The sequence below is a fragment of the Streptomyces sp. NPDC053665 genome (assembly GCF_055585285.1).
This window is the reverse complement of sequence record NZ_JBVJKK010000008.1, coordinates 115,090-138,941: the sequence shown is the minus strand read 5'-3', so window position 1 is coordinate 138,941 and position 23,852 is coordinate 115,090. Positions and strand designations below refer to the sequence as shown.

Below are 23,852 nucleotides of genomic sequence, written 5' to 3'. Positions count from 1 at the left end.
CACCGTCGTCACGGCGCGTCCATACGAACGACGTCGTCGTGCCGCCCACCGGTGCCCCGCCGGTTCCCCCGAAAGGGGTCAGGGTGCCCGCACCTCACCCGCACGCGCGCGTGGCTACGATGGGCCAGCCGGTGGCCAGCAGGGGCCAGACGGCGACACCGACCCTCGGGAAGGCCATGCTGAACAAGTACGCGCGTGCATTCTTCACGCGTGTCCTCACACCGTTCGCCGCGTTTCTGATCCGCCGGGGCGTCAGCCCCGACACCGTCACGCTCATCGGCACCGCCGGTGTGGTCGCGGGCGCGCTGGTCTTCTACCCCATGGGCGAGTTCTTCTGGGGCACGGTCGTGATCACGCTGTTCGTGTTCTCCGACCTCGTCGACGGCAACATGGCACGCCAGCTGGGCCGCTCCAGCCGCTGGGGCGCCTTCCTCGACTCCACGCTCGACCGGGTCGCCGACGGCGCGATCTTCGGCGGCTTCATCCTCTGGTACGCGGGCGGCGGCGACGACCTCGTGCTGTGCGCCGTGTCGATCTTCTGCCTGGCCAGCGGGCAGGTGGTGTCGTACACCAAGGCCCGGGGCGAGTCGATCGGACTGCCGGTGGCCGTCAACGGACTGGTGGAGCGCGCCGAACGGCTGGTGATCTCGCTGGTCGCGGCCGGTTTCGCGGGCCTGCACAAGTTCGGCGTCCCCGGCATCCAGTACCTGCTGCCGGTCGCCCTGTGGATCGTCGCCGTGGGCAGCCTCGTCACGCTGATCCAGCGGGTCGTCACCGTCCGCCGCGAATCCGCCGAGGCCGAGCAGGCGGCGGCCCTCACGCAGGACGCCGCCGCGCAGGACGACGGGGGCGGGCAGCGCAACGCCTCCCACGGGAGCGAGGCGGCCACGTGAGCGCGCAGGACCGGCTGACGGACGCGCTGTACGGGCTGGGCTGGAGCACGGTCAGGAAGCTGCCCGAACCCGCCGCCGTGCGGCTCGGACACACCATCGCCGACCTGGCCTGGAAGCAGCGCGGCAAGGGCGTGCAGCGGCTGGAGGGCAACTACGCGCGCGTGGTGCCCGGCGCGAGCCCCGAGCGGCTGGCCGACCTCTCCCGCGCGGGCATGCGCTCCTACCTGCGCTACTGGATGGAGTCCTTCCGCCTCCCCGCCTGGAGCAGGCAGCGCATCGCGGACGGTTTCACCCCCAAGGACCTGCACCACCTCACCGAGGGCCTCGACGCGGGCCGGGGCGTGATCCTCGCCCTGCCGCACCTGGCCAACTGGGACCTCGCCGGCGCCTGGGTCACCACGCACCTGGGCGTCCCCTTCACCACCGTCGCCGAGCGGCTCAAGCCCGAGACGCTCTACGACCGGTTCGTCGCCTACCGCGAGGGCCTCGGCATGGAGGTCCTGCCGCACAGCGGCGGCAGCGCCTTCGGCACCCTGGCCCGGCGACTGCGCGACGGCGGCCTGGTCTGCCTGGTCGCCGACCGCGACCTGTCCGCCTCCGGCGTGGAGGTCGGCTTCTTCGGCGACACCGCCCGGATGCCGGCCGGGCCGGCCCTGCTCGCCCAGCAGACGGGCGCCCTGCTGCTGCCCGTCACCCTCTGGTACGACGACTCGCCCGTGATGCGCGGCCGGGTCCACCCGCCCGTGGAGGTGCCCGAGTCAGGTACGCGCGCCGAGAAGACGTCCGTCATGACACAGGCGCTGGCCGACGCCTTCGCCACCGGCATCGCCGACCACCCGGAGGACTGGCACATGCTGCAGCGGTTGTGGCTCGCGGACCTCGACCCCGCCAAGGGGCGCCCGTGAGGATCGGCATCGTCTGCCCCTACTCCTGGGACGTGCCGGGCGGCGTCCAGTTCCACATCCGCGACCTCGCGGAGTACTTCATCCGCCTCGGCCACGAGGTGTCCGTCCTGGCCCCCGCCGACGACGACACCCCGCTGCCGCCCTACGTCGTCTCGGCGGGGCGCGCCGTGCCCGTGCCGTACAACGGCTCGGTCGCCCGGCTGAACTTCGGTTTCCTCAGCGCCGCCCGGGTGCGCCGCTGGCTGCACGACGGATCCTTCGACGTGATCCACATCCACGAGCCGACCTCGCCCTCCCTGGGCCTGCTGGCCTGCTGGGCCGCCCAGGGCCCGATCGTGGCCACCTTCCACACCTCCAACCCGCGCTCCCGGGCCATGATCGCCGCCTACTCGATCCTCCAGGCCGCGCTGGAGAAGATCAGCGCGCGGATCGCGGTCAGCGAGTACGCCCGCCGCACGCTGGTGGAGCACCTCGGCGGGGACGCGGTGGTCATCCCCAACGGCGTCGACGTCGACTTCTTCGCCGAGGCCGACCCCAAGGCCGAGTGGCAGGGCGACACGATCGGCTTCATAGGGCGCATCGACGAGCCCCGCAAGGGCCTGCCGGTGCTCATGAAGGCCCTGCCGAAGATCCTCGCCGCGCGCCCCCGGACCCGCCTGCTGGTGGCCGGACGCGGCGACGAGAAGGAGGCCGTGGAGTCCCTGCCCGTCGAGCTGCGCTCCCGCGTGGAGTTCCTGGGCATGGTCAGCGACGAGGACAAGGCCCGCTTCCTGCGCAGCGTCGACCTGTACGTCGCGCCCAACACGGGCGGCGAGAGCTTCGGCATCATCCTGGTCGAGGCCATGTCGGCCGGCGCCCCCGTGCTCGCCTCCGACCTGGACGCCTTCGCCCAGGTCCTCGACCGGGGCGCTGCGGGCGAACTGTTCCCCAACGAGGACGCCGACGCCCTGGCCGACGCGGCCGTCCGCCTCCTGGACGACCCGGAGCGGCGCGCGGAACTGCGCGAACGGGGCAGTGCGCACGTACGGCGCTTCGACTGGTCGACGGTCGGCGCGGACATCATGTCGGTGTACGAGACGGTCACGGCGGGCGCGGCGGCGGTGGCCGAGGACGAACGGACCAGCGGCCTGTGGGGGCGGCTGGGCCTGGCCCGGGACTGACGCCCCACCTGCGCTGGGCGCGCGGCGCACGGGACATGTGCGGCCGGGCGTCCCCGCAGCTCAGGTGGGCGACGCGGGCCCGCGGGACGGCCGCCCACGGAAGGCCCGGGCGAGGACCCGCCCCCGGTGAGACACCCGGCCGGTCCGGTGGAGCGCCCCGGTAGCCTCTTGGCCTGTGACCGCAACCCTCATCTGGATCCTCGTCGCCCTCGTGGTGATCGGCCTCTACCTCAGCTGGACGGCCGGGCGGCTGGACCGGCTGCACGCGCGGATCGACGCCGCGCGCGCCGCACTCGACGCGCAGCTGCTGCGCCGCGCCTCCGTCGCGCAGGAGCTGGCCACCTCCGGGGTGCTCGACCCGGCCGCCTCCATCGTCCTGTACGAGGCCGCCCACGCCGCCCGGCAGGCCGAGGAGGAGCAGCGGGAGGTCGCCGAGAGCGAGCTGACCCAGGCCCTGCGCGCGGTGTTCGAGGAACCCGCGCAGGTGGAGGCCGTCCGCGAGGCGCCCGGGGGAGAGGAGGCGGCCCGCGAACTCACCGAGGCGGTGCGCAGGGTGCCGATGGCCCGGCGCTTCCACAACGACGCCGTGCGCGCGGCCCGGGCCCTGCGGCGGCACCGCAAGGTGCGCTGGTTCCGGCTGGCCGGACACGCCCCCTTCCCCATGGCCTTCGAGATGGACGACGAGCCCCCGGCCGCCCTGGTCGACCGGGCCGCCTGACCCCGCCGGGCGACACGGGCCGCCCGTCCCGTCCACCGGCCGTTCCCGGCCGCGTCGCCGAAAAGGATCCACGGCGTTCTCATTGGCCCTTGCTGTGGCCTGCTTCCCTCACGTTTCCTCGGTGCTGCAGAAACCCTCTTTCCCATCAGCGAGGTCACCCGTGTCCATCTCCGAAAACCAGGCTCCCGAGACCGGCACCGCCCGTGTGAAGCGCGGCATGGCCGAGCAGCTCAAGGGCGGCGTCATCATGGACGTCGTCACCCCGGAGCAGGCGAAGATCGCCGAGGACGCGGGCGCGGTCGCCGTCATGGCGCTGGAGCGGGTCCCGGCCGACATCCGCAAGGACGGCGGCGTGGCCCGCATGTCCGACCCGGACATGATCGAGGGCATCATCGACGCCGTCTCGATCCCGGTCATGGCCAAGTCCCGCATCGGCCACTTCGTCGAGGCCCAGGTGCTGCAGTCCCTCGGCGTCGACTACATCGACGAGTCCGAGGTCCTCACCCCGGCCGACGAGGTCAACCACTCCGACAAGTGGGCCTTCACCACCCCGTTCGTCTGCGGTGCCACCAACCTCGGCGAGGCCCTGCGCCGCATCGCCGAGGGCGCCGCGATGATCCGCTCCAAGGGTGAGGCCGGCACCGGCAACGTCGTCGAGGCCGTCCGCCACCTGCGCCAGATCAAGAACGAGATCGCCAAGCTGCGCGGCTTCGACAACAACGAGCTGTACGCCGCCGCCAAGGAGCTGCGCGCCCCCTACGAGCTGGTCAAGGAAGTCTCCGAGCTCGGCAAGCTCCCGGTCGTCCTCTTCTCCGCCGGTGGCGTCGCCACCCCCGCCGACGCCGCGCTCATGCGCCAGCTCGGCGCCGAGGGCGTCTTCGTCGGCTCCGGCATCTTCAAGTCCGGCGACCCGGCCAAGCGCGCCGCCGCCATCGTGAAGGCCACCACCTTCTACGACGACCCGAAGATCATCGCGGACGCGTCCCGCAACCTCGGCGAGGCCATGGTCGGCATCAACTGCGACACCCTCCCCGAGACCGAGCGCTACGCCAACCGCGGCTGGTAGTTCCATGAGCACTCCTGTCATAGGCGTCCTGGCCCTCCAGGGCGACGTACGGGAGCACCTCGTCGCCCTGGCCGCGGCCGACGCCGTGGCCAGGCCGGTGCGGCGCCCCGAGGAACTCGCCGAGGTGGACGGCCTGGTCATCCCCGGCGGGGAGTCCACCACCATCTCGAAGCTGGCCGTGCTGTTCGGGGTCATGGAGCCCCTGCGCGCACGGGTGCGGGACGGCATGCCCGTCTACGGCACCTGCGCGGGCATGATCATGCTCGCGGACAAGATCCTCGACCCGCGCTCGGGCCAGGAGACGGTCGGCGGCATCGACATGATCGTGCGCCGCAACGCCTTCGGGCGGCAGAACGAGTCCTTCGAGGCGGCCGTCGGCGTCACGGGCGTCGAGGGCGAACCCGTGGAGGGCGTCTTCATCCGCGCCCCCTGGGTGGAGTCCGTCGGCGCCCGGGCCGAGGTGCTGGCCGAGCACGACGGCCACATCGTCGCCGTGCGCCAGGGCAACGCACTGGCCACCTCGTTCCACCCGGAACTGACCGGCGACCACCGGGTGCACGCCCTGTTCGTCGACATGGTGCGCGCGAACCGGGCAGCCGAGTCCTTGTAGGATTCCTGCGTTCGTTGCTGAGATGGGTTACGCGAAGGAGACAGGCAGATGTCCGGCCACTCTAAATGGGCCACGACGAAGCACAAGAAGGCCGTCATCGATGCCAAGCGCGGCAAGCTCTTCGCGAAGCTGATCAAGAACATCGAGGTCGCGGCGCGGATGGGCGGCGCCGACATCGAGGGCAATCCGACGCTCTACGACGCCATCCAGAAGGCCAAGAAGTCGTCGGTCCCCAACAAGAACATCGACTCCGCGGTCAAGCGCGGCGCGGGCCTGGAGGCCGGCGGCGCCGACTACGAGACGATCATGTACGAGGGCTACGGCCCGAACGGCGTCGCGGTGCTCATCGAGTGCCTCACCGACAACCGCAACCGCGCCGCCTCCGAGGTCCGCGTCGCCATGACCCGCAACGGCGGCTCCATGGCGGACCCGGGCTCGGTGTCGTACCTGTTCAACCGCAAGGGCGTCGTCATCGTCCCCAAGGGTGAGCTGTCCGAGGACGACGTCCTGGGCGCCGTCCTGGACGCCGGGGCCGAGGAGGTCAACGACCTCGGTGAGACGTTCGAGGTCATCAGCGAGGCCACCGACCTGGTCGCGGTCCGCACCGCCCTCCAGGACGCCGGCATCGACTACGACTCCGCCGACGCCAACTTCGTCCCGACCATGCAGGTCGAGCTGGACGAGGAGGGCGCCAGGAAGATCTTCAAGCTGATCGACGCGCTCGAGGACAGCGACGACGTGCAGAACGTCTTCGCCAACTTCGACGTCAGCGACGAGGTCATGGAGAAGGTCGACGCCTGACACGCGCGCACGCGAGCGACGGGCCGACGGGACACACCCCGTCGGCCCGTCGCGTTGTCGGTGGCACCCGATAGCCTGCACAAACTGGTGAGCGAAAGGGAGGGCGCGTGCGCGTACTGGGGGTGGACCCGGGACTGACCCGGTGCGGCGTCGGTGTGGTCGAGGGTGTCGCCGGACGCCCGCTGACCATGGTGGGCGTCGGTGTCGTGCGCACACCCGCGGACGCCGAGCTCGGCCACCGCCTGGTCGCCGTCGAGCAGGGCATCGAGCAGTGGCTCGACGAGCACCGCCCCGAGTTCGTCGCCGTGGAGCGCGTCTTCAGCCAGCACAACGTGCGGACGGTCATGGGCACCGCCCAGGCCAGCGCCGTCGCCATGCTGTGCGCCGCCCGCCGCGGGATCCCCGTCGCGCTGCACACCCCGAGCGAGGTCAAGGCCGCCGTCACCGGCAGCGGCCGCGCGGACAAGGCCCAGGTGGGCGCCATGGTCACCCGCCTGCTCCGACTCGACGCACCCCCGAAGCCGGCCGACGCGGCCGACGCCCTCGCGCTCGCCATCTGCCACATCTGGCGCGCCCCCGCGCAGAACCGACTCCAGCAGGCCGTCGCCCTGCACACCGCCCGAGCACCGAAAGGCCGTACGGCATGATCGCCTTCGTCAGCGGCACAGTGGCCGCACTCGCTCCGGACGCCGCGGTCGTCGAGGTCGGCGGCGTCGGCATGGCCGTCCAGTGCACGCCGAACACGCTGTCCACGCTCCGCATGGGGCAGCCGGCGAAGCTGCACACCTCCCTGGTCGTCCGCGAGGACTCCCTCACCCTGTACGGCTTCGCGGACGACGACGAGCGGCAGGTCTTCGAGCTGCTCCAGACCGCGAGCGGCGTGGGACCGAGACTGGCCCAGGCCATGCTCGCCGTGCACAGCCCGGACGCGCTGCGCCGGGCCGTGTCCACCGCCGACGAGAAGGCCCTCACCGCCGTCCCCGGCATCGGCAAGAAGGGCGCCCAGAAACTGCTGCTGGAGCTGAAGGACCGGCTCGGCGCGCCCGTCGGCGCTCCCGCGGTCGGCGCACCGGTCAGCACCGGCTGGCGCGACCAGCTGCACGCCGCGCTGATCGGGCTCGGCTACGCGACCCGCGAGGCCGACGAGGCCGTGTCCGCCGTGGCCCCGCAGGCCGAGGCCGCCGAGGGCACGCCCCAGGTGGGGCAGCTCCTCAAGGCCGCCCTGCAGACGCTGAACCGGGCCCGGTAGCGGGCCCGGCAGGACGGCCGCAGCCCCGCACCCCGGGGCCTCGCGCCGGCCCCGCGCCCCGCCCGCCCCCACCGCCGCACCCGCACCGCCGCACCCTCCGTACCGAGATTTCGAGGCACACTCCATGAACTGGGACGACACGACCGACGCCGACGCCGCCGAGCGGCTCGTGGGTGCGTCCGCCGACCGTGAGGACCAGGCCGTCGAGGCCGCCCTGCGCCCCAAGGACCTGGGCGAGTTCATCGGCCAGGAGAAGGTCCGCGAGCAGCTCGACCTCGTCCTGCGCGCCGCCCGCGCGCGAGGCGCCACCGCCGACCACGTCCTGCTCTCCGGCGCCCCCGGCCTCGGCAAGACCACCCTGTCCATGATCATCGCGGCGGAGATGGGCGCCCCCATCCGCATCACCTCCGGCCCCGCCATCCAGCACGCCGGCGACCTCGCCGCGATCCTGTCCTCCCTCCAGGAGGGCGAGGTCCTCTTCCTCGACGAGATCCACCGCATGTCCCGGCCCGCCGAGGAGATGCTCTACATGGCCATGGAGGACTTCCGCGTCGACGTCATCGTCGGCAAGGGCCCCGGCGCGACGGCCATCCCCCTCGAACTGCCCCCCTTCACCCTGGTCGGCGCCACCACCCGCGCCGGGCTGCTGCCGCCCCCGCTGCGCGACCGCTTCGGCTTCACCGCCCACATGGAGTTCTACGAACCGGCCGAACTGGAGCGGGTCGTCCACCGCTCGGCGAACCTGCTGGAGGTCGAGATCGACCCGGCGGGCGCCGCCGAGATCGCCGGCCGTTCCCGCGGCACGCCCCGCATCGCCAACCGCCTGCTGCGCCGCGTCCGGGACTACGCGCAGGTCAAGGCCGACGGCCTGATCACCCGCGACATCGCCGCCGCCGCGCTCGCCGTCTACGAGGTGGACGAACGCGGTCTGGACCGGCTGGACCGGGCGGTGCTGGAGGCCCTGCTCAAGCTGTTCGGCGGCGGCCCCGTCGGCCTGTCCACGCTCGCTGTCGCGGTGGGGGAGGAACGTGAGACCGTGGAAGAGGTCGCCGAACCCTTCCTCGTACGGGAGGGACTGCTCGCCCGCACCCCCCGCGGCCGGGTCGCCACCCCCGCCGCGTGGGCGCACCTCGGCCTCACCCCGCCGCGCTCCCAGGCCGCCGGAAACGGACAACAGGACCTGTTCGGGGCGTGACGCCGCCGCCACCGCGGCGGCACGGCGAGGACAGTGGCCGGAGCAGGAACCCCGGTGCCATGCTGAGCGTTGTTCCATGCGCGCGGACTCGCTTAGACTCCGCCGATGCCGCCTTAGTCGGCGGCGTACACACCCCCAACCATCTGGCCGCTCACAGCGCGGTCGTGTGAAGGAAGTACCGACCCGTGAGTCTCCTGACCCTCCTCCCGTTCATCGTGCTCATCGGGGCCATGTTCCTGATGACCCGATCGGCCAAGAAGAAGCAGCAGCAGGCCGTGGAGATGCGGAACCAAATGCAGCCCGGCAGCGGCATCCGCACCATCGGGGGCATGTACGCCACGGTCAAGGAGGTCAACGAGGACACCGTCCTCGTCGACGCCGGTCCCGGCGTCGAGCTCCTCTTCGCCAAGAACGCCATCGGTGCCGTCCTGACCGACGACGAGTACAACCGCATCGTCCACGGCATCGAGCACGACCTGAAGTCCGACGCCGACGTCGTCCCGGACGACGCCTCCTCCCTCACCGGGACCGACGAGCCGGCCGCCGCCGACGAGCAGGCCGTCGACCTCGGCAAGAAGGACGCTGCCGGGGACACGGCCGGCGAGACGCCGGTCGACGAGGCGAAGGCGGACGCAGAGCCGAAGAAGACGGACGGCGACTCCGACGCGAAGTAGTCGTGTCCCGGGGTGCGCGGGCCCGGCCCGCGCACCCCGGCACACGACCGGCTCGCACGGAGTCCCGACACATTGGCATGGCCGCCCGTCCGCCGATCCGGACGGAGGCGGCCCGAGAGGGAGTACGAGAAGGTGGCCACACCTAAAAAGGGCCGGAGCGCGAGCGCCCAGAGCAAGCCGGGGCGCTCGCTGGCCCTGATCCTGATCGCCATCGCGGCGCTCACCGGTGGAATGTTCGCCTCGGGACACACGAAGCCGCGTCTCGGCATCGACCTGGCCGGCGGTACGAGCATCACGCTCCGCGCCGTCTCCGAGCCGGGCCAGGAGAACGCCATCAACAAGACCAACATGGACACCGCGGTCGAGATCATGGAACGCCGTGTCAATGGTCTGGGCGTCTCGGAGTCCGAGGTACAGACCCAGGGCAGCCGGAACATCATCGTCAACATCCCCAAGGGCACCAACTCCGAGGAAGCCCGGGATCAGGTCGGCACCACCGCCAAGCTCTACTTCCGCCCGGTCCTGCAGCGCGAGGCCGCCCCCGGTGAGGCCGAGCCCACCCCGAGCGGCACCTCCGGCGGCAGCGCCTCCCCGAGCCCCTCCGGCTCCGGCAAGCCCAAGGAGTCCGCGACCTCCGGCTCCCCGAGCCCGTCGGCCTCCGCCACGACCCAGGGCCGTGCCGTCACCGACTCGCTCAAGGCCGACGCCACCCCGTCCGCGAGCGGCAGCCCCAAGGCCTCCGCCAGCCCGTCGCCGTCCAGCACCGGCAACGCCGCGTCCGGCGCGCTGGAGAAGCAGTACGCCGCCCTCGACTGCTCCGACCCGAAGCAGCGCGCCACCGCCGGCAAGGCGGCCAAGAACGACCAGCCCACCGTCGCCTGCGGGCAGGACGGCAAGGTCTGGAGCAAGTTCCTGCTGGGCCCGGTCGACGTCGACGGCACCGAGATCAAGAAGGCCCAGGCGAGCCTCAACACCCAGGGCGCCGGCGGCTGGCAGGTCGACATGACCTTCAACTCCGCGGGCACCAAGAAGTTCGCCGCGACCACCGCCAAGCTGGCCCAGCAGGCCACCCCGCAGAACGAGTTCGCGATCGTGCTGGACGACGAGGTGGTCTCCCACCCGTTCGTCCAGACCACCATCAGCGGCGGCAACGCGCAGATCTCCGGCAGCTTCACCCAGGAGGAGGCCAAGAGCCTCGCCAACATGCTGTCCTACGGCGCCCTGCCGCTGACCTTCGAGGAGGACAGCGTCACCACCGTGACCGCCGCCCTCGGCGGCGAGCAGCTGGAGGCCGGACTCATCGCCGGTGCGATCGGCCTCGCGCTGGTCGTCATCTACCTGCTGGCCTACTACCGCGGCCTGTCGTTCATCGCGATCCTGTCCCTGCTGGTGTCGGCCGCGCTGACCTACACGATCATGTCGCTGCTCGGCCCGACCATCGGCTTCGCGCTGAACCTGCCGGCCGTCTGCGGCGCCATCGTCGCCATCGGCATCACGGCGGACTCGTTCATCGTCTACTTCGAGCGTGTCCGCGACGAGATCCGGGAGGGCCGCTCGCTGCGCCCCGCCGTCGAGCGCGCCTGGCCGCGCGCGCGGCGCACCATCCTGGTCTCCGACTTCGTGTCCTTCCTCGCCGCCGCGGTGCTGTTCATCGTCACCGTCGGCAAGGTCCAGGGCTTCGCGTTCACGCTCGGCCTGACCACCCTGCTCGACGTGGTCGTGGTGTTCCTCTTCACCAAGCCGCTGCTGACCCTGATGGCCCGCCGCCCGTTCTTCGCGAACGGCCACAAGTGGTCCGGCCTCGACCCGAAGAGCCTGGGTGCGCAGCCGCCGCTGCGCCGCACCCGCCGCCCCGCCGTCCCCGTCGACACCAAGGAGGCCTGAGATGTCGAAACTCGGCAACCTCGGCGCTCGACTGCACCGTGGCGAGATCGGCTACGACTTCGTCAAGAACCGCAAGATCTGGTACGGCCTGTCGATCCTGATCACCATCACGGCCATCGTGGGCCTGGCGGTCCGCGGCCTGCACATGGGCATCGAGTTCCAGGGCGGCGCCGTCTTCACCACTCCGAAGAACGTCAGCGCCTCGGTGTCCCAGGCCGAGGGCTACGCGGAGGACGCCTCGGGTCACGACGCGATCGTCCAGAAGCTCGGTGACGGCACCCTGCGCATCCAGGTCGCCGGCATCGACACCGGTGCCGCGGACAAGATCAAGACCCAGCTCTCCGACGATCTGAAGCTCGACGCGGAGGAGATCAACGCCGAGCTCGTCGGCCCCAGCTGGGGTGACCAGATCGCCAACAAGGCCTGGCAGGGCCTCGGCATCTTCATGGTGCTCGTGGTGATCTACCTGGCGATCGCCTTCGAGTGGCGCATGGCCGTCGCCGCGTTCGTCGCGCTGATCCACGACATCACCATCACGGTCGGCATCTACGCCCTGGTCGGCTTCGAAGTCACCCCGGGCACGGTGATCGGTCTGCTGACCATCCTCGGCTACTCGCTCTACGACACGGTCGTGGTGTTCGACAGCTTGAAGGAACAGACCAGGGACATCACCAAACAGACCCGCTGGACCTACAGCGACATCGCCAACCGCTCGATCAACAGCACCCTGGTGCGCTCCATCAACACCACGGTGGTCGCGCTGCTGCCGGTGGCGGGCCTGCTGTTCATCGGTGGCGGTGTCCTCGGCGCCGGCATGCTGAACGACATCTCGCTGTCGCTGTTCGTCGGCCTCGCGGCCGGTGCGTACTCCTCGATCTTCATCGCCACCCCGCTCGTCGCCGACCTCAAGGAGCGCGAGCCGGCGATGAAGGCCCTGAGGAAGCGCGTCCTGGCCAAGCGGGCCCAGGCCGCCGCCAAGGGCGAGACCGAGGTCCACGACGAGGCGTACGCGGGTGAGCCCGAGGACGCCACGCCCGCCGTCGTCGGTCCCCGCAACCAGCCGGCGTCCCGCACCCGCGGACGCGGCCGCCCCTCGGGGAAGCGCCGGTGACCGACATCCAGGAGCTGCTGCTCAGCCGCATCCGGGACGTGGCCGACTACCCCGAGCCGGGCGTGATGTTCAAGGACATCACCCCGCTGCTCGCGGACCCGGCGGCGTTCACCGCGCTCACCGACGCCCTGTCGGAGATCGCCGAGCGCACCGGCGCCACCAAGGTCGTCGGCCTGGAGGCCCGCGGCTTCATCCTGGGCGCCCCGGTCGCCGTCCGCGCCGGTCTCGGCTTCATCCCCGTGCGCAAGGCGGGCAAGCTCCCCGGAGCCACCCTCGCCCAGGCGTACGACCTGGAGTACGGCTCGGCGGAGATCGAGGTCCACGCCGAGGACCTCGGCGGGGACGACCGCGTCCTGATCGTCGACGACGTCCTCGCCACCGGCGGCACCGCCGAGGCGTCGATCCAGCTCATCCGCCGGGCCGGCGCCGAGGTGGCCGGTCTCGCCGTTCTCATGGAGCTCGGGTTCCTCAGCGGCCGCGCCCGCCTGGAGTCCGCTCTGGACGGCGCCCCGCTGGAGGCCCTGCTCACCGTCTAGCGGCTCGCCGGACAGCCCGGCGAGCCGAGATACGACACCGCGAAGGCGGACCCCGCGGAATTTCGGGGTCCGCCTTCCGCGTTTGCGGGTAGACGGCTCTCACATCGGCCTGAAGGCGATCCCGGAGCTCAGGATCGCTACCATGGGGTCTCCGGAGCCTGACCGGGGGACCCGGATCGCGCACGAGGAGTCCTCTTGCCAGACGAGGCCCAGCACCTGACCGCCGCCAAGCCCGAGTCCGCCTCGGCAGCCGCGGCGAAGCCCGCGCCGACCGCGCCCCACGCGAAGAACGACACCCGCGGGCCGGTCGAGCACGCCCAGTCGGCACCGGTCGACAAGCCCGCCGAGCAGGCCCGTCCCAAGCCCGCCCCGCCGGTGCGCCAGGCCTCGGGCCAGCCGGCCCGCAGCGGCTCCTCCAACCGTGTCCGCGCCCGCCTGGCCCGGCTCGGCGTGCAGCGCGCCAACCCGTACAACCCGGTGCTGGAACCGCTGCTGCGGATAGTGCGCAGCAACGACCCCAAGATCGAGACGGCCACGCTCCGCCAGATCGAGCGCGCCTACCAGGTCGCGGAGCGCTGGCACCGCGGCCAGAAGCGCAAGAGCGGCGACCCGTACATCACCCACCCCCTCGCCGTCACCACCATCCTCGCCGAGCTGGGCATGGATCCGGCCACGCTCATGGCCGGCCTGCTGCACGACACGGTCGAGGACACCGAGTACGGCCTGGAGGACCTGCGCCGCGACTTCGGCGACGTCGTCACCCTCCTCGTCGACGGCGTCACCAAGCTGGACAAGGTCAAGTTCGGCGAGGCCGCCCAGGCCGAGACCGTGCGCAAGATGGTCGTCGCCATGGCCAAGGACCCCCGCGTCCTGGTCATCAAGCTCGCCGACCGCCTGCACAACATGCGCACCATGCGCTACCTCAAGCGCGAGAAGCAGGAGAAGAAGGCGCGCGAGACCCTGGAGATCTACGCGCCGCTCGCCCACCGCCTGGGCATGAACACCATCAAGTGGGAGCTGGAGGACCTCGCCTTCGCGATCCTCTACCCCAAGATGTACGACGAGATCGTCCGGCTGGTCGCCGAGCGGGCGCCCAAGCGCGACGAGTACCTGGCCATCGTCACCGACGAGGTCCAGCAGGACCTGCGCGCCGCCCGCATCAAGGCCACCGTCACCGGCCGCCCCAAGCACTACTACAGCGTCTACCAGAAGATGATCGTCCGCGGCCGTGACTTCGCGGAGATCTACGACCTGGTGGGCATCCGCGTCCTCGTGGACACCGTCCGCGACTGCTACGCGGCCCTCGGCACCGTCCACGCGCGATGGAATCCGGTCCCCGGCCGGTTCAAGGACTACATCGCGATGCCCAAGTTCAACATGTACCAGTCGCTGCACACGACGGTCATCGGCCCCGGCGGCAAGCCCGTCGAGCTGCAGATCCGCACGTTCGACATGCACCGCCGCGCCGAGTACGGCATCGCCGCGCACTGGAAGTACAAGCAGGAGGCCGTCGCCGGCGCGTCCAAGGTGCGCACCGACGCCCCCAAGTCGTCCGGCAAGAGCAAGGACGACCACCTCAACGACATGGCGTGGCTGCGCCAGCTCCTCGACTGGCAGAAGGAGACCGAGGACCCCGGCGAGTTCCTGGAGTCGCTGCGCTTCGACCTCTCCCGCAACGAGGTCTTCGTCTTCACCCCCAAGGGCGACGTCATCGCGCTCCCCGCCGGGGCGACCCCGGTCGACTTCGCCTACGCGGTGCACACCGAGGTCGGGCACCGCACGATAGGCGCCCGCGTCAACGGCCGCCTGGTGCCGCTGGAGTCCACCCTCGACAACGGCGACCTGGTCGAGGTCTTCACCTCCAAGGCGGCCGGCGCCGGGCCCTCGCGCGACTGGCTGGGCTTCGTCAAGTCACCGCGCGCCCGCAACAAGATCCGGGCCTGGTTCTCCAAGGAGCGCCGCGACGAGGCGATCGAGCAGGGCAAGGACGCCATCGTCCGCGCCATGCGCAAGCAGAACCTGCCGATCCAGCGCATCCTGACCGGCGACTCCCTGGTGACCCTGGCGCACGAGATGCGCTACGCCGACATCTCCGCCCTGTACGCGGCGATCGGCGAGGGCCACGTCTCCGCGCAGAACATCGTGCAGAAGCTGGTCCAGGCCCTCGGCGGCGAGGAGGCGGCCACCGAGGAGATCGACGAGTCGGTCCCGCCGGCCCGCGGACGCAGCCGCAAGCGCCGCTCCAGCGCCGACCCCGGCGTCGTCGTCAAGGGCGTCGACGACGTGTGGGTCAAGCTGGCCCGCTGCTGCACCCCCGTCCCCGGCGACCCGATCATCGGCTTCGTCACCCGCGGCAGCGGCGTGTCCGTGCACCGCAACGACTGCGTGAACGTGGAGTCGCTCTCCCGGGAGCCCGAGCGCATCCTCGACGTCGAGTGGGCGCCCACGCAGTCCTCGGTCTTCCTGGTCGCCATCCAGGTGGAGGCCCTCGACCGCTCCCGGCTGCTCTCGGACGTCACCCGCGTGCTGTCCGACCAGCACGTCAACATCCTCTCCGCGGCCGTCCAGACCTCCCGCGACCGCGTCGCCACGTCCCGCTTCACCTTCGAGATGGGCGACCCGAAGCATCTCGGCCATGTGCTGAAGGCGGTCCGCGGCGTGGAGGGCGTCTACGACGTGTACCGGGTGACCTCGGCGCGCAGCAGGTCGTAGCGGCCCACGCCGGCCCGCGTCGGCCCACGCAAGAAGGGGGCTTCCGTACGAGGTGTACGGAAAGCCCCCTTCACGTGGCCTCGGCCGGCTCAGCCGCCGAACTCCTGCAGACCCTTCAGCGCCTGGTCGAGCAGAGCCTGGCGGCCGTCCAGCTCACGCTGGAGCTTGTCCGCCTTGGCGTCGTTGCCCTGGGCGCGGGCCTGCTCGATCTGGCCCCGCAGCTTGTCCACCGCCGCCTGGAGCTGCCCGGTCAGACCCGCGGCACGCGCGCGTGCCTCCGGGTTCGTCCGGCGCCACTCGGCCTCCTCGGCCTCCTGGATGGCCCGCTCGACGGCGTGCATGCGGCCCTCGACCTTGGGCCGGGCGTCGCGCGGCACGTGGCCGATGGCCTCCCAGCGCTCGTTCACGTTGCGGAACGCGGCCCGGGCCGCCTTCAGGTCGGTGATCGGCAGGAGCTTCTCGGCCTCCTCGGCCAGCTCCTCCTTGAGCTTGAGGTTCTCCGCCTGCTCGGCGTCCCGCTCGGCGAAGACCGAGCTGCGCGCCGCGAAGAAGACGTCCTGGGCGCCGCGGAAGCGGTTCCACAGGTCGTCCTCGTGCTCGCGCTGCGCACGGCCCGCGGCCTTCCACTCGGACATCAGCTCGCGGTAGCGGGCGGCCGTCGCACCCCAGTCCGTCGAGTTCGACAGCGCCTCGGCCTCGGCCACCAGCCGCTCCTTGGTGCGGCGGGCCTCCTCGCGCTGGGCGTCCAGCTGCGCGAAGTGCTGCTTGCGCCGCTTGGAGAACGCCGACCGGGCGTGCGAGAAGCGGTGCCACAGCTCGTCGTCGGACTTGCGGTCCAGCCGCGGCAGGCCCTTCCAGGTGTCCACCAGGGCCCGCAGCCGCTCACCGGCCGCCCGCCACTGGTCCGACTGCGACAGCTCCTCCGCCTCGGCGACCAGCGCCTCCTTGGCGTGCCGCGCCTCGTCGGACTGCTTCGCCCGCTGCGCCTTGCGCTCCTCGCGACGCGCCTCCACCAGCTCCACGAGCTTGTCCAGCCGGACCCGCAGGGCGTCCAGGTCGCCCACCACGTGATGGGCGTCGACCTGCTCCCGGATGTGGTCGATGGCGGCCTGGGCGTCCTTGGCCGACAGGTCGGTGGTCTTCACTCGCTTCTCGAGGAGGCCGATCTCGACAACCAGGCCCTCGTACTTGCGCTCGAAGTAGGCCAGCGCCTCGTCGGGGGAGCCTGCCTGCCAGGAACCGACGACCTGCTCGCCGTCGGCCGTACGCACGTACACGGTCCCCGTCTCGTCGACGCGGCCCCACGGGTCGCTGCTCACAGCGCCTCCTCCACATGATGCCTGCGGGGGGCCTGTGGCACCCCCGGGCATCGTCCACAGTTTCGTCACGGCCAACATAGGCGACCGGCGGGGGGCCTGTCCGCATCCCGCGCGACCGAAATTACGCAGTTGAGGGTCAAGATTCGCTGATCGTGGCCTTGTTGATCACGACCGTCGCGTTGGGCGCGGTGTTGCCCGTCTGGGGGTCGGGAGCCTGCGCCCCGGCCTTGGCGATCTTCTGCAGGACCTTCATGCCGGCCTCGGACACCGTACCGAACGGTGTGTAGTCGGGCGGCAGCTGGCTGTCCTGGTAGACGAGGAAGAACTGGCTGCCGCCGCTGTCACGGCCCTGCTTGGTCTGCGCGTTGTACTGGTTCGCCATCGCGACCGTGCCCGCCGGGTACACCCCGCCCTTGAGGCTCTTGTCCTTCAGGTTCTCGTCCGGGATCGTGTAGCCGGGGCCGCCCATGCCGGTGCCCTGCGGGTCGCCGCACTGCAGGACGTAGATGCCCTGGCTGGTGAGGCGGTGGCACTTGGTGTGGTCCAGGTACCCCTTGTCGACGAGGAACTTGAACGAGTTGACCGTGTGCGGGGCCGCCGACGCCTTCAGCGCGACACCGATCTCGCCGCAGGTCGTGTCCAGCTTCATCGCGTACTTCGCCGACTCGTCGATGGCCACCGACGGTTCCTTCTTCCAGGTCTGCGACTTGACCTTGCCCGGAGCGGGCTTCTCGCAGGGGTCCGGCGCCTTGCTGGGCGAGGCGCTCGGCGTGACCTCCGCGCCCGCGTTCTCCTTCTTGCCGTCGTCCTCGAACGGCTTGGTGAGGAAGACCGTCACGGACAGCACCACGACCACGCCGAGGACCGAGGCGATCACCGCGTTGCGCATACGGGCCTTGCGTCGCGCGTCCGTGCGCCGCTGCTGCTGCCGCAAGAACTTCTCCCGGGCGAGCTGACGCCGCCGCTGTTCCTGGCTGACCACCGGGTTCTCTCCTCCTGGGTCCAAAAACGCCGACCGGTACGCGTGGCGTCCTGTGCCGACCGCCTGCGTGTGCCCCGTACCGTATATGGGTTCGCTGAGGAATCGGCAGCGCCGGTAGGCTCTGTGAGCAGTTGTAGCCGCCCGTATCGACACAACGAAGGACGATCGTGCTCATTGCCGGGTTCCCCGCCGGGGCCTGGGGGACGAATTGCTACCTCGTCGCCCCCGCCGCCGGCGAGGAGTGCGTGATCATCGACCCCGGCCACCAGGCCGCCGACGGCGTCGCCGAGGCGATCGCCAAGCACCGGCTCAAGCCCGTCGCCGTCGTCCTCACCCACGGCCACATCGACCACGTGGCCTCGGTCGTCCCGGTCTGCGGCGCGCACGACGTGCCGGCCTGGATCCACCCCGACGACCGGTACATGATGAGCGACCCCGAGAAGGCGCTCGGCCGCTCCATCGGGATGCCGCTGATGGGGGAGCTGACCGTGGGGGAGCCGGACGACGTCCGGGAACTGGCCGACGGCTCGAAGCTGGAACTGGCCGGCCTGGAGCTGTCCGTCGCGCACGCCCCCGGCCATACCAAGGGGTCGGTGACCTTCGGCATGCCCGAGGCGGCGGACATCCCGCCGATCCTGTTCTCGGGCGACCTGCTGTTCGCCGGCTCCATCGGACGCACCGACCTGCCCGGCGGTGACATGGCCGAGATGCTCGACTCGCTGGCCCGCGTGTGCCTGCCCCTCGACGACTCGACCGTGGTGCTGTCCGGACACGGCCCCCAGACGACCATCGGCCAGGAGCGCGCCACCAACCCGTATCTGCGGCAGGTGGCGGCCGGCCAGGGAGCCCAGCCCGCTCCCCGACGAGGAATGTGACGAGACCTTCCGTGAGCACCTTCAAGGCCCCCAAGGGCACCTACGACCTGATCCCGCCGGACAGCGCCACGTACCTGGCCGTCCGTGAGGCGATCGCCGCCCCGCTGCGCAACTCCGGCTACGGCTACATCGAGACGCCGGGTTTCGAGAGCGTGGAACTGTTCGCACGCGGGGTCGGTGAGTCCACCGACATCGTCACCAAGGAGATGTACGCGTTCGAGACCAAGGGCGGTGACCAGCTCGCCCTGCGTCCCGAGGGCACGGCCTCGGTGCTGCGCGCAGCGCTGGAGGCCAACCTCCACAAGACCGGAAATCTCCCGGTCAAGCTCTGGTACTCCGGTTCGTACTACCGCTACGAACGCCCGCAGAAGGGCCGCTACCGCCACTTCTCCCAGGTCGGTGCCGAGGCGATCGGCGCGGAGGACCCCGCGCTGGACGCCGAGCTGATCATCCTGGCCGACCAGGCCTACCGCTCGCTCGGGCTGAGCGAGTTCCGGATCCTGCTCAACAGCCTGGGCGACAAGGAGTGCCGTCCCGTGTACCGGGCGGCGCTCCAGGAGTTCCTGCGCGGCCTGGACCTGGACGAGGACACCCTGCGCCGCGCGGACATCAACCCGCTGCGCGTCCTGGACGACAAGCGCCCGGAGGTCCAGAAGCAGCTGACCGACGCCCCGCTGCTGCGCGACTACCTGTGCGACGCGTGCAAGGCGTACCACGAGGAGGTCCGTGAGCTGATCACGGCCGCGGGCGTCTCCTTCGAGGACGACCCGAAGCTGGTGCGCGGCCTGGACTACTACACCCGGACCACCTTCGAGTTCGTCCACGACGGCCTCGGCTCCCAGTCCGCGGTGGGCGGCGGCGGCCGCTACGACGGCCTGTCCGAGATGATCGGCGGCCCCGCGCTGCCGTCCGTCGGCTGGGCCCTCGGCGTCGACCGCACGGTCCTGGCGCTGGAGGCGGAGGGCGTGGAGCTCGAGATCCCCGCCACCACCAGCGTCTACGCCGTGCCGCTCGGCGAGGAGGCGCGCCGCCTGCTGTTCGGCAAGGTCGCCGAGCTGCGCAAGAACGGCATCGCGGCCGACTTCTCCTACGGCGGCAAGGGCCTCAAGGGCGCCATGAAGAACGCCAACCGCAGCGGCGCCCGCTACGCGATCGTCGCGGGCGAGCGCGACCTGGCCGAGGGCGTCGTCCAGCTCAAGGACATGGAGTCCGGCGAGCAGACGGCCGTCGGCGTGAACGAGATCGTGGCGGAACTGGAAGCGCGGCTCGGCTAGCCGTATCCGCAGAGGCCGCAGAACCGCAGAGGCCGCAGCACCCCGCGCGGGCGCCGGGCACCGACGAGGTGCCCGGCGCCTGTGCCGTTGCGCGGCGCCTTCGCACCCCTGTGCGCCCGGGCGAACGCACGTCGGCCGAAACGCAACCCTCAGGGACGACCCCGCGGGCATCCTTATCCCCAGCGAACGGTGCGCACACAGGACCGTGCGGCACAATGGCCGTGCCCGAAGAGGTTCAGGTCTCGAGTGACGGAATCGGCGTGATGAGCAAGACGACAGTCAGGGACGTCTCCACGGAGCCCGAGCCGGAGCGCGCCGAGACCGCGCCCCGCGTGGAGGGCGGCAGCCGGGCCTTCGCCCTGCTGCTGATGATCACCGGCGCGGCCGGACTGCTCGCCGCCTGGGTCATCACCCTCGACAAGTTCAAGATCCTGGAAGCCAAGGTCGAGGGCAAGACGTTCACACCCGGGTGCAGCTTCAACCCGGTGGTCTCCTGCGGCAGCGTCATGGAGAGCAAGCAGGCCGCCGTCTTCGGCTTCCCCAACCCGATGCTCGGCATCGCCGCCTACGCCGTCGTGATCCTGGTCGGCGTGAGCCTGCTCGCCCGCGCCCGCTTCCCGCGCTGGTACTGGCTCACCTTCAACGCCGGCTGCCTGTTCGGCGTGAGCTTCTGCGCCTGGCTGATGTTCCAGTCCCTGTACCGGATCAACGCCCTGTGCCTGTGGTGCTGCCTGGCCTGGGTCGCCACGATCGTCATGTTCTGGTACGTGACCTCGTTCAACATCCGCAAGGGCTTCCTGCCCGCCCCGGGCTGGCTCAAGAGCTTCTTCGGCGAGTTCACCTGGGTCATGCCGGTGCTGCACATCGGCATCATCGGCATGCTGATCCTGACCCGCTGGTGGGACTTCTGGCTCAGCTGAGCCCGGCCGGGCCCCGACCGGGCCCCGACCGACTGTCGGTGCCGTGAACTAGGGTTTCGGACGTGGAGCCCGACCTGTTCACCGCCGCAGCAGAAGAACGCCAGGAGAAGGAGCCGTCCAGCAGCCCCCTGGCCGTGCGCATGCGCCCGCGCACCCTCGACGAGGTCGTGGGCCAGCGGCACCTGCTGAAGCCGGGCTCGCCCCTGCGCAGACTGGTCGGGGAGGCCTCCGGACCGGCCGGACCCTCCTCGGTGCTCCTGTGGGGCCCGCCCGGCACCGGCAAGACCACCCTCGCCTACGTCGTCTCCAAGGCCACCGACGCCCGCTTCGTCGAACTGTCGGCGATCACCGCCGGCGTCAAGGAGGTCCGCGCCGTCATCGACGGAGCCCGCCGCGCCGCCGGCGGCTACGGCAAGGAGACGGTCCTCTTCCTCGACGAGATCCACCGCTTCAGCAAGGCCCAGCAGGACTCCCTCCTGCCGGCCGTGGAGAACCGCTGGGTCACCCTCATCGCCGCGACGACGGAGAACCCGTACTTCTCGGTGATCTCGCCGCTGCTGTCCCGCTCCCTGCTGCTCACCCTCGAACCGCTCACGGACGACGACATCCGCGGCCTGCTGCGCCGGGCCCTCACCGACGAGCGCGGTCTCAAGGGCGCCGTCACCCTCCCCGAGGAGACCGAGGACCACCTCCTGCGCATCGCCGGCGGCGACGCCCGACGCGCCCTGACGGCCCTGGAGGCCGCCGCCGGAGCCGCCCTGGACCAGGGCGAGTCCGAGATCGCGCTGACCACGCTGGAGGAGACGGTCGACCGGGCCGCCGTGAAGTACGACCGCGACGGAGACCAGCACTACGACGTCGCCAGCGCCCTGATCAAGTCCATCCGCGGCTCGGACGTCGACGCCGCCCTGCACTACCTGGCCCGGATGATCGAGGCCGGCGAGGACCCCCGCTTCATCGCCCGGCGCCTGATGATCTCCGCCAGCGAGGACATCGGCCTCGCCGATCCGAACGCCCTGCAGATCGCGGTCGCCGCCGCCCAGGCCGTCGCGATGATCGGCTTCCCGGAGGCGTCCCTCACCCTCAGCCACGCCACCATCGCCCTGGCGCTCGCCCCCAAGTCCAACGCCGCGACGACCGCGATCGGCGCGGCCCTGGAGGACGTGCGCAAGGGCCTCGCCGGGCCGGTCCCCGCGCATCTGCGCGACAGCCACTACAAGGGCGCGACCAAGCTGGGCCACGGCCAGGGCTACGTCTACCCGCACGACCTGCCCGAGGGCATCGCCGCCCAGCAGTACGCCCCGGACGCCCTGAAGGACCGCGAGTACTACGAGCCGACCCGGCACGGAGCGGAGGCCCGGTACGCGGACGCGGTCGAGTGGACCCGGAAGAACCTCGGTCGCAAGCGGTCCTGAGCACCCTGTAAACTCGTCCGGAGTGCCGCGTCCCGTGCAGTCAGAACGGGGCAGTCGGCCGGAGCCCGTCGGGGATACGTCCCCGGAACGGCTCCAGGAGCGTCGCGCACCGTCGAACGGTGTCGCGGGCAGCCCACCACCCCCCGTCACGGACGGGACCGGTCGGTGGGCCACTCGCGTGCTGCACGTATGTGCCCAGACCAGGGGAGCGGCTGCCCACCGAGGTCCCATCGGACCGAGGCGGGTTTCCCCGGCTGCGGATGCGACCTCCCACAACCCTGACGAGCCGAATCAAGGAAATGAGAAGCAGTGGCGAACCAGTCCCGCCCCAAGGTCAAGAAGTCGCGTGCCCTCGGCATCGCGCTGACCCCGAAGGCCGTCAAGTACTTCGAGGCCCGCCCCTACCCGCCGGGTGAGCACGGCCGCGGCCGCAAGCAGAACTCGGACTACAAGGTCCGTCTGCTCGAGAAGCAGCGTCTGCGCGCGCAGTACGACGTGTCCGAGCGCCAGCTCGTCCGCGCCTACGAGCGTGCCTCCAAGGTCCAGGGCAAGACCGGTGAGGCCCTGATCATCGAGCTCGAGCGCCGTCTCGACGCCCTGGTGCTGCGTTCGGGCATCGCCCGCACGATCTACCAGGCCCGCCAGATGGTCGTCCACGGCCACATCGCCGTCAACGGCAAGAAGGTCGACAAGCCGTCCTTCCGCGTCCGTCCGGACGACGTCGTGCAGGTGCGTGAGCGCTCCAAGGAGAAGACCCTCTTCACGATCGCCCGTGAGGGTGGCTTCGCCCCCGACGGCGAGACCCCGCGCTACCTCCAGGTGAACCTCAAGGCCCTGGCGTTCCGCCTGGACCGCGAGCCGAACCGCAAGGAGATCCCGGTGATCTGCGACGAGCAGCTCGTCGTCGAGTACTACGCCCGCTGATCCCCAGCAGGCACGCGGTACGTCAGCCCGCCGCCCCGCCCGCCCTCACCGGCGGACGGGGCGGCGGGCTTTCGCGATCCCCCCACGCCCGGGCGGTAATCCGGTACGGAGCCCCACCCCCGGCGCGATAGGCTCGGCGTACGACTTTTTCGAAGTTCAGGCGCGTTTCAGGGAGCGGGTGCACAGTGTCCGGTGGAGAGGTTGCCGGGATCCTGGTGGCCGTCTTCTGGGCGATCCTGGTGTCCTTCCTCGCCGTCGCACTGGCGAGGCTGGCCCAGACGCTCAGGGCGACCACCAAGCTCGTGGCGGACGTGACCGACCAGGCCGTCCCGCTGCTGGCCGACGCCTCCGCGGCGGTGCGCTCCGCGCAGACCCAGATCGACCGGGTCGACGCGATCGCCTCCGACGTCCAGGAGGTCACGTCGAACGCCTCGGCACTGTCGACCACCGTCGCCTCCACCTTCGGCGGCCCCCTGGTCAAGGTCGCCGCCTTCGGCTACGGCGTGCGCCGGGCCCTGGGCGGCCGCAGGGACGACGCGCCGCCCGCCAAGGCACCGAGGCGTACCGTGATCGTGGGCCGGACGGTCTCCCGGCGCAGCGCCCGAGACAAGAGGGACTGAGAGCCAGCG

23 protein-coding genes are annotated in these 23,852 nt (G+C 71.1%); 21 read left to right on the top strand and 2 right to left on the bottom strand.

Going from position 1 to position 23,852, the window contains the following annotated elements:
* Positions 1–119: 119 nt before the first annotated feature.
* From pgsA to relA, 15 genes are all read left to right on the top strand, one after another.
* Positions 120–893 (top strand): phosphatidylinositol phosphate synthase, encoded by a 774-nt coding sequence (gene pgsA, locus ACZ6ZN_RS28650; protein WP_398110800.1) that lies wholly within the window; start codon positions 120–122, stop codon positions 891–893.
* Positions 890–1,798, top strand: coding sequence for a phosphatidylinositol mannoside acyltransferase (locus ACZ6ZN_RS28645; RefSeq protein ID WP_469650679.1), 909 nt, complete (start codon positions 890–892; stop codon positions 1,796–1,798). Before pgsA ends, ACZ6ZN_RS28645 begins: the two co-directional genes overlap by 4 nt.
* The gene (locus ACZ6ZN_RS28640) at positions 1,795–2,958 is read left to right on the top strand and encodes a glycosyltransferase family 4 protein (protein WP_469650675.1); all 1,164 of its coding nucleotides are present in this window, start codon (positions 1,795–1,797) and stop codon (positions 2,956–2,958) included. Before ACZ6ZN_RS28645 ends, ACZ6ZN_RS28640 begins: the two co-directional genes overlap by 4 nt.
* Before the next feature lie 175 nt (positions 2,959–3,133).
* Complete coding sequence (locus tag ACZ6ZN_RS28635; protein ID WP_398110682.1) at positions 3,134–3,676, top strand: LemA family protein; 543 nt, start codon at positions 3,134–3,136, stop codon at positions 3,674–3,676.
* Between the two features lie 160 nt (positions 3,677–3,836).
* Positions 3,837–4,742, top strand: a complete 906-nt coding sequence (gene pdxS / locus ACZ6ZN_RS28630) for a pyridoxal 5'-phosphate synthase lyase subunit PdxS (RefSeq protein ID WP_048581098.1) — start codon at positions 3,837–3,839, stop codon at positions 4,740–4,742.
* A gap of 4 nt (positions 4,743–4,746) precedes the next feature.
* On the top strand, positions 4,747–5,352 hold the full coding sequence (pdxT, locus tag ACZ6ZN_RS28625) for a pyridoxal 5'-phosphate synthase glutaminase subunit PdxT (RefSeq protein WP_398110683.1): 606 nt from the start codon (positions 4,747–4,749) through the stop codon (positions 5,350–5,352).
* 48 nt (positions 5,353–5,400) lie between these two features.
* Positions 5,401–6,153 (top strand): YebC/PmpR family DNA-binding transcriptional regulator, encoded by a 753-nt coding sequence (locus tag ACZ6ZN_RS28620; protein WP_369197446.1) that lies wholly within the window; start codon positions 5,401–5,403, stop codon positions 6,151–6,153.
* 107 nt (positions 6,154–6,260) lie between these two features.
* The gene (ruvC, locus tag ACZ6ZN_RS28615; RefSeq protein ID WP_398110684.1) at positions 6,261–6,800 is read left to right on the top strand and encodes a crossover junction endodeoxyribonuclease RuvC; all 540 of its coding nucleotides are present in this window, start codon (positions 6,261–6,263) and stop codon (positions 6,798–6,800) included.
* Positions 6,797–7,402 (top strand): Holliday junction branch migration protein RuvA, encoded by a 606-nt coding sequence (ruvA, locus tag ACZ6ZN_RS28610; protein WP_451879921.1) that lies wholly within the window; start codon positions 6,797–6,799, stop codon positions 7,400–7,402. The genes ruvC and ruvA overlap by 4 nt, the downstream gene beginning before the upstream one ends.
* Before the next feature lie 124 nt (positions 7,403–7,526).
* The gene (ruvB, locus tag ACZ6ZN_RS28605) at positions 7,527–8,597 is read left to right on the top strand and encodes a Holliday junction branch migration DNA helicase RuvB (RefSeq protein ID WP_398110686.1); all 1,071 of its coding nucleotides are present in this window, start codon (positions 7,527–7,529) and stop codon (positions 8,595–8,597) included.
* Between the two features lie 185 nt (positions 8,598–8,782).
* The gene (gene yajC / locus ACZ6ZN_RS28600; protein ID WP_398110687.1) at positions 8,783–9,271 is read left to right on the top strand and encodes a preprotein translocase subunit YajC; all 489 of its coding nucleotides are present in this window, start codon (positions 8,783–8,785) and stop codon (positions 9,269–9,271) included.
* Positions 9,272–9,403: 132 nt separating this feature from the next.
* A complete protein-coding gene (gene secD, locus ACZ6ZN_RS28595) occupies positions 9,404–11,155 on the top strand; it encodes a protein translocase subunit SecD (RefSeq protein WP_469650669.1) in 1,752 nt (583 codons plus the stop codon).
* Between the two features lies 1 nt (position 11,156).
* A complete protein-coding gene (secF, locus tag ACZ6ZN_RS28590; RefSeq protein ID WP_451877208.1) occupies positions 11,157–12,266 on the top strand; it encodes a protein translocase subunit SecF in 1,110 nt (369 codons plus the stop codon).
* Positions 12,263–12,802, top strand: coding sequence for an adenine phosphoribosyltransferase (locus ACZ6ZN_RS28585; RefSeq protein WP_469650667.1), 540 nt, complete (start codon positions 12,263–12,265; stop codon positions 12,800–12,802). Before secF ends, ACZ6ZN_RS28585 begins: the two co-directional genes overlap by 4 nt.
* Positions 12,803–12,997: 195 nt before the next feature.
* On the top strand, positions 12,998–15,514 hold the full coding sequence (gene relA, locus ACZ6ZN_RS28580) for a GTP pyrophosphokinase (protein ID WP_451877210.1): 2,517 nt from the start codon (positions 12,998–13,000) through the stop codon (positions 15,512–15,514).
* 89 nt (positions 15,515–15,603) lie between these two features.
* On the opposite strand, the gene ACZ6ZN_RS28575 is transcribed toward relA, so the two are convergent.
* Both ACZ6ZN_RS28575 and ACZ6ZN_RS28570 read right to left on the bottom strand, forming a co-directional pair.
* The gene (locus ACZ6ZN_RS28575; protein WP_451877211.1) at positions 15,604–16,833 is read right to left on the bottom strand and encodes a DUF349 domain-containing protein; all 1,230 of its coding nucleotides are present in this window, start codon (positions 16,831–16,833) and stop codon (positions 15,604–15,606) included.
* A 136-nt stretch (positions 16,834–16,969) separates the two neighbouring features.
* Entirely contained in the window at positions 16,970–17,815 is an 846-nt protein-coding gene (locus ACZ6ZN_RS28570) for a peptidylprolyl isomerase (RefSeq protein WP_469650664.1), read from the bottom strand.
* Positions 17,816–17,982: 167 nt separating this feature from the next.
* Between ACZ6ZN_RS28570 and ACZ6ZN_RS28565 the strand changes: the two genes are divergently transcribed.
* The 6 genes from ACZ6ZN_RS28565 (at position 17,983) to ACZ6ZN_RS28540 (ending at position 23,843) form a co-directional block, all read left to right on the top strand.
* Positions 17,983–18,690: an MBL fold metallo-hydrolase gene (locus ACZ6ZN_RS28565; RefSeq protein ID WP_398110694.1), complete on the top strand. Its 708-nt coding sequence runs from the start codon at positions 17,983–17,985 to the stop codon at positions 18,688–18,690.
* 11 nt (positions 18,691–18,701) lie between these two features.
* Positions 18,702–19,964: a histidine--tRNA ligase gene (gene hisS, locus ACZ6ZN_RS28560; protein ID WP_451877213.1), complete on the top strand. Its 1,263-nt coding sequence runs from the start codon at positions 18,702–18,704 to the stop codon at positions 19,962–19,964.
* A 263-nt stretch (positions 19,965–20,227) separates the two neighbouring features.
* Complete coding sequence (locus ACZ6ZN_RS28555) at positions 20,228–20,884, top strand: vitamin K epoxide reductase family protein (RefSeq protein ID WP_398110696.1); 657 nt, start codon at positions 20,228–20,230, stop codon at positions 20,882–20,884.
* A 62-nt stretch (positions 20,885–20,946) separates the two neighbouring features.
* Positions 20,947–22,299, top strand: a complete 1,353-nt coding sequence (locus ACZ6ZN_RS28550; protein ID WP_469650660.1) for a replication-associated recombination protein A — start codon at positions 20,947–20,949, stop codon at positions 22,297–22,299.
* A gap of 309 nt (positions 22,300–22,608) precedes the next feature.
* Positions 22,609–23,223 carry a 30S ribosomal protein S4 gene (gene rpsD / locus ACZ6ZN_RS28545; RefSeq protein ID WP_010046470.1) on the top strand — a complete coding sequence of 205 codons (615 nt, stop codon included), beginning with the start codon at positions 22,609–22,611 and terminating at the stop codon, positions 23,221–23,223.
* A 185-nt stretch (positions 23,224–23,408) separates the two neighbouring features.
* A complete protein-coding gene (locus ACZ6ZN_RS28540; protein ID WP_398110698.1) occupies positions 23,409–23,843 on the top strand; it encodes a DUF948 domain-containing protein in 435 nt (144 codons plus the stop codon).
* The last annotated feature ends 9 nt before the right edge of the window (positions 23,844–23,852 follow it).

Coding starts and splice junctions, on each gene's coding strand:
- pgsA (WP_398110800.1), top strand. CDS start 120: ATGGGCCAGCCGGTGGCCAGCAGGGGCCAGACGGCGACACCGACCCTC.
- pdxT (WP_398110683.1), top strand. CDS start 4,747: ATGAGCACTCCTGTCATAGGCGTCCTGGCCCTCCAGGGCGACGTACGG.
- ACZ6ZN_RS28620 (WP_369197446.1), top strand. CDS start 5,401: ATGTCCGGCCACTCTAAATGGGCCACGACGAAGCACAAGAAGGCCGTC.
- ruvA (WP_451879921.1), top strand. CDS start 6,797: ATGATCGCCTTCGTCAGCGGCACAGTGGCCGCACTCGCTCCGGACGCC.
- ruvB (WP_398110686.1), top strand. CDS start 7,527: ATGAACTGGGACGACACGACCGACGCCGACGCCGCCGAGCGGCTCGTG.
- secF (WP_451877208.1), top strand. CDS start 11,157: ATGTCGAAACTCGGCAACCTCGGCGCTCGACTGCACCGTGGCGAGATC.
- ACZ6ZN_RS28555 (WP_398110696.1), top strand. CDS start 20,228: ATGAGCAAGACGACAGTCAGGGACGTCTCCACGGAGCCCGAGCCGGAG.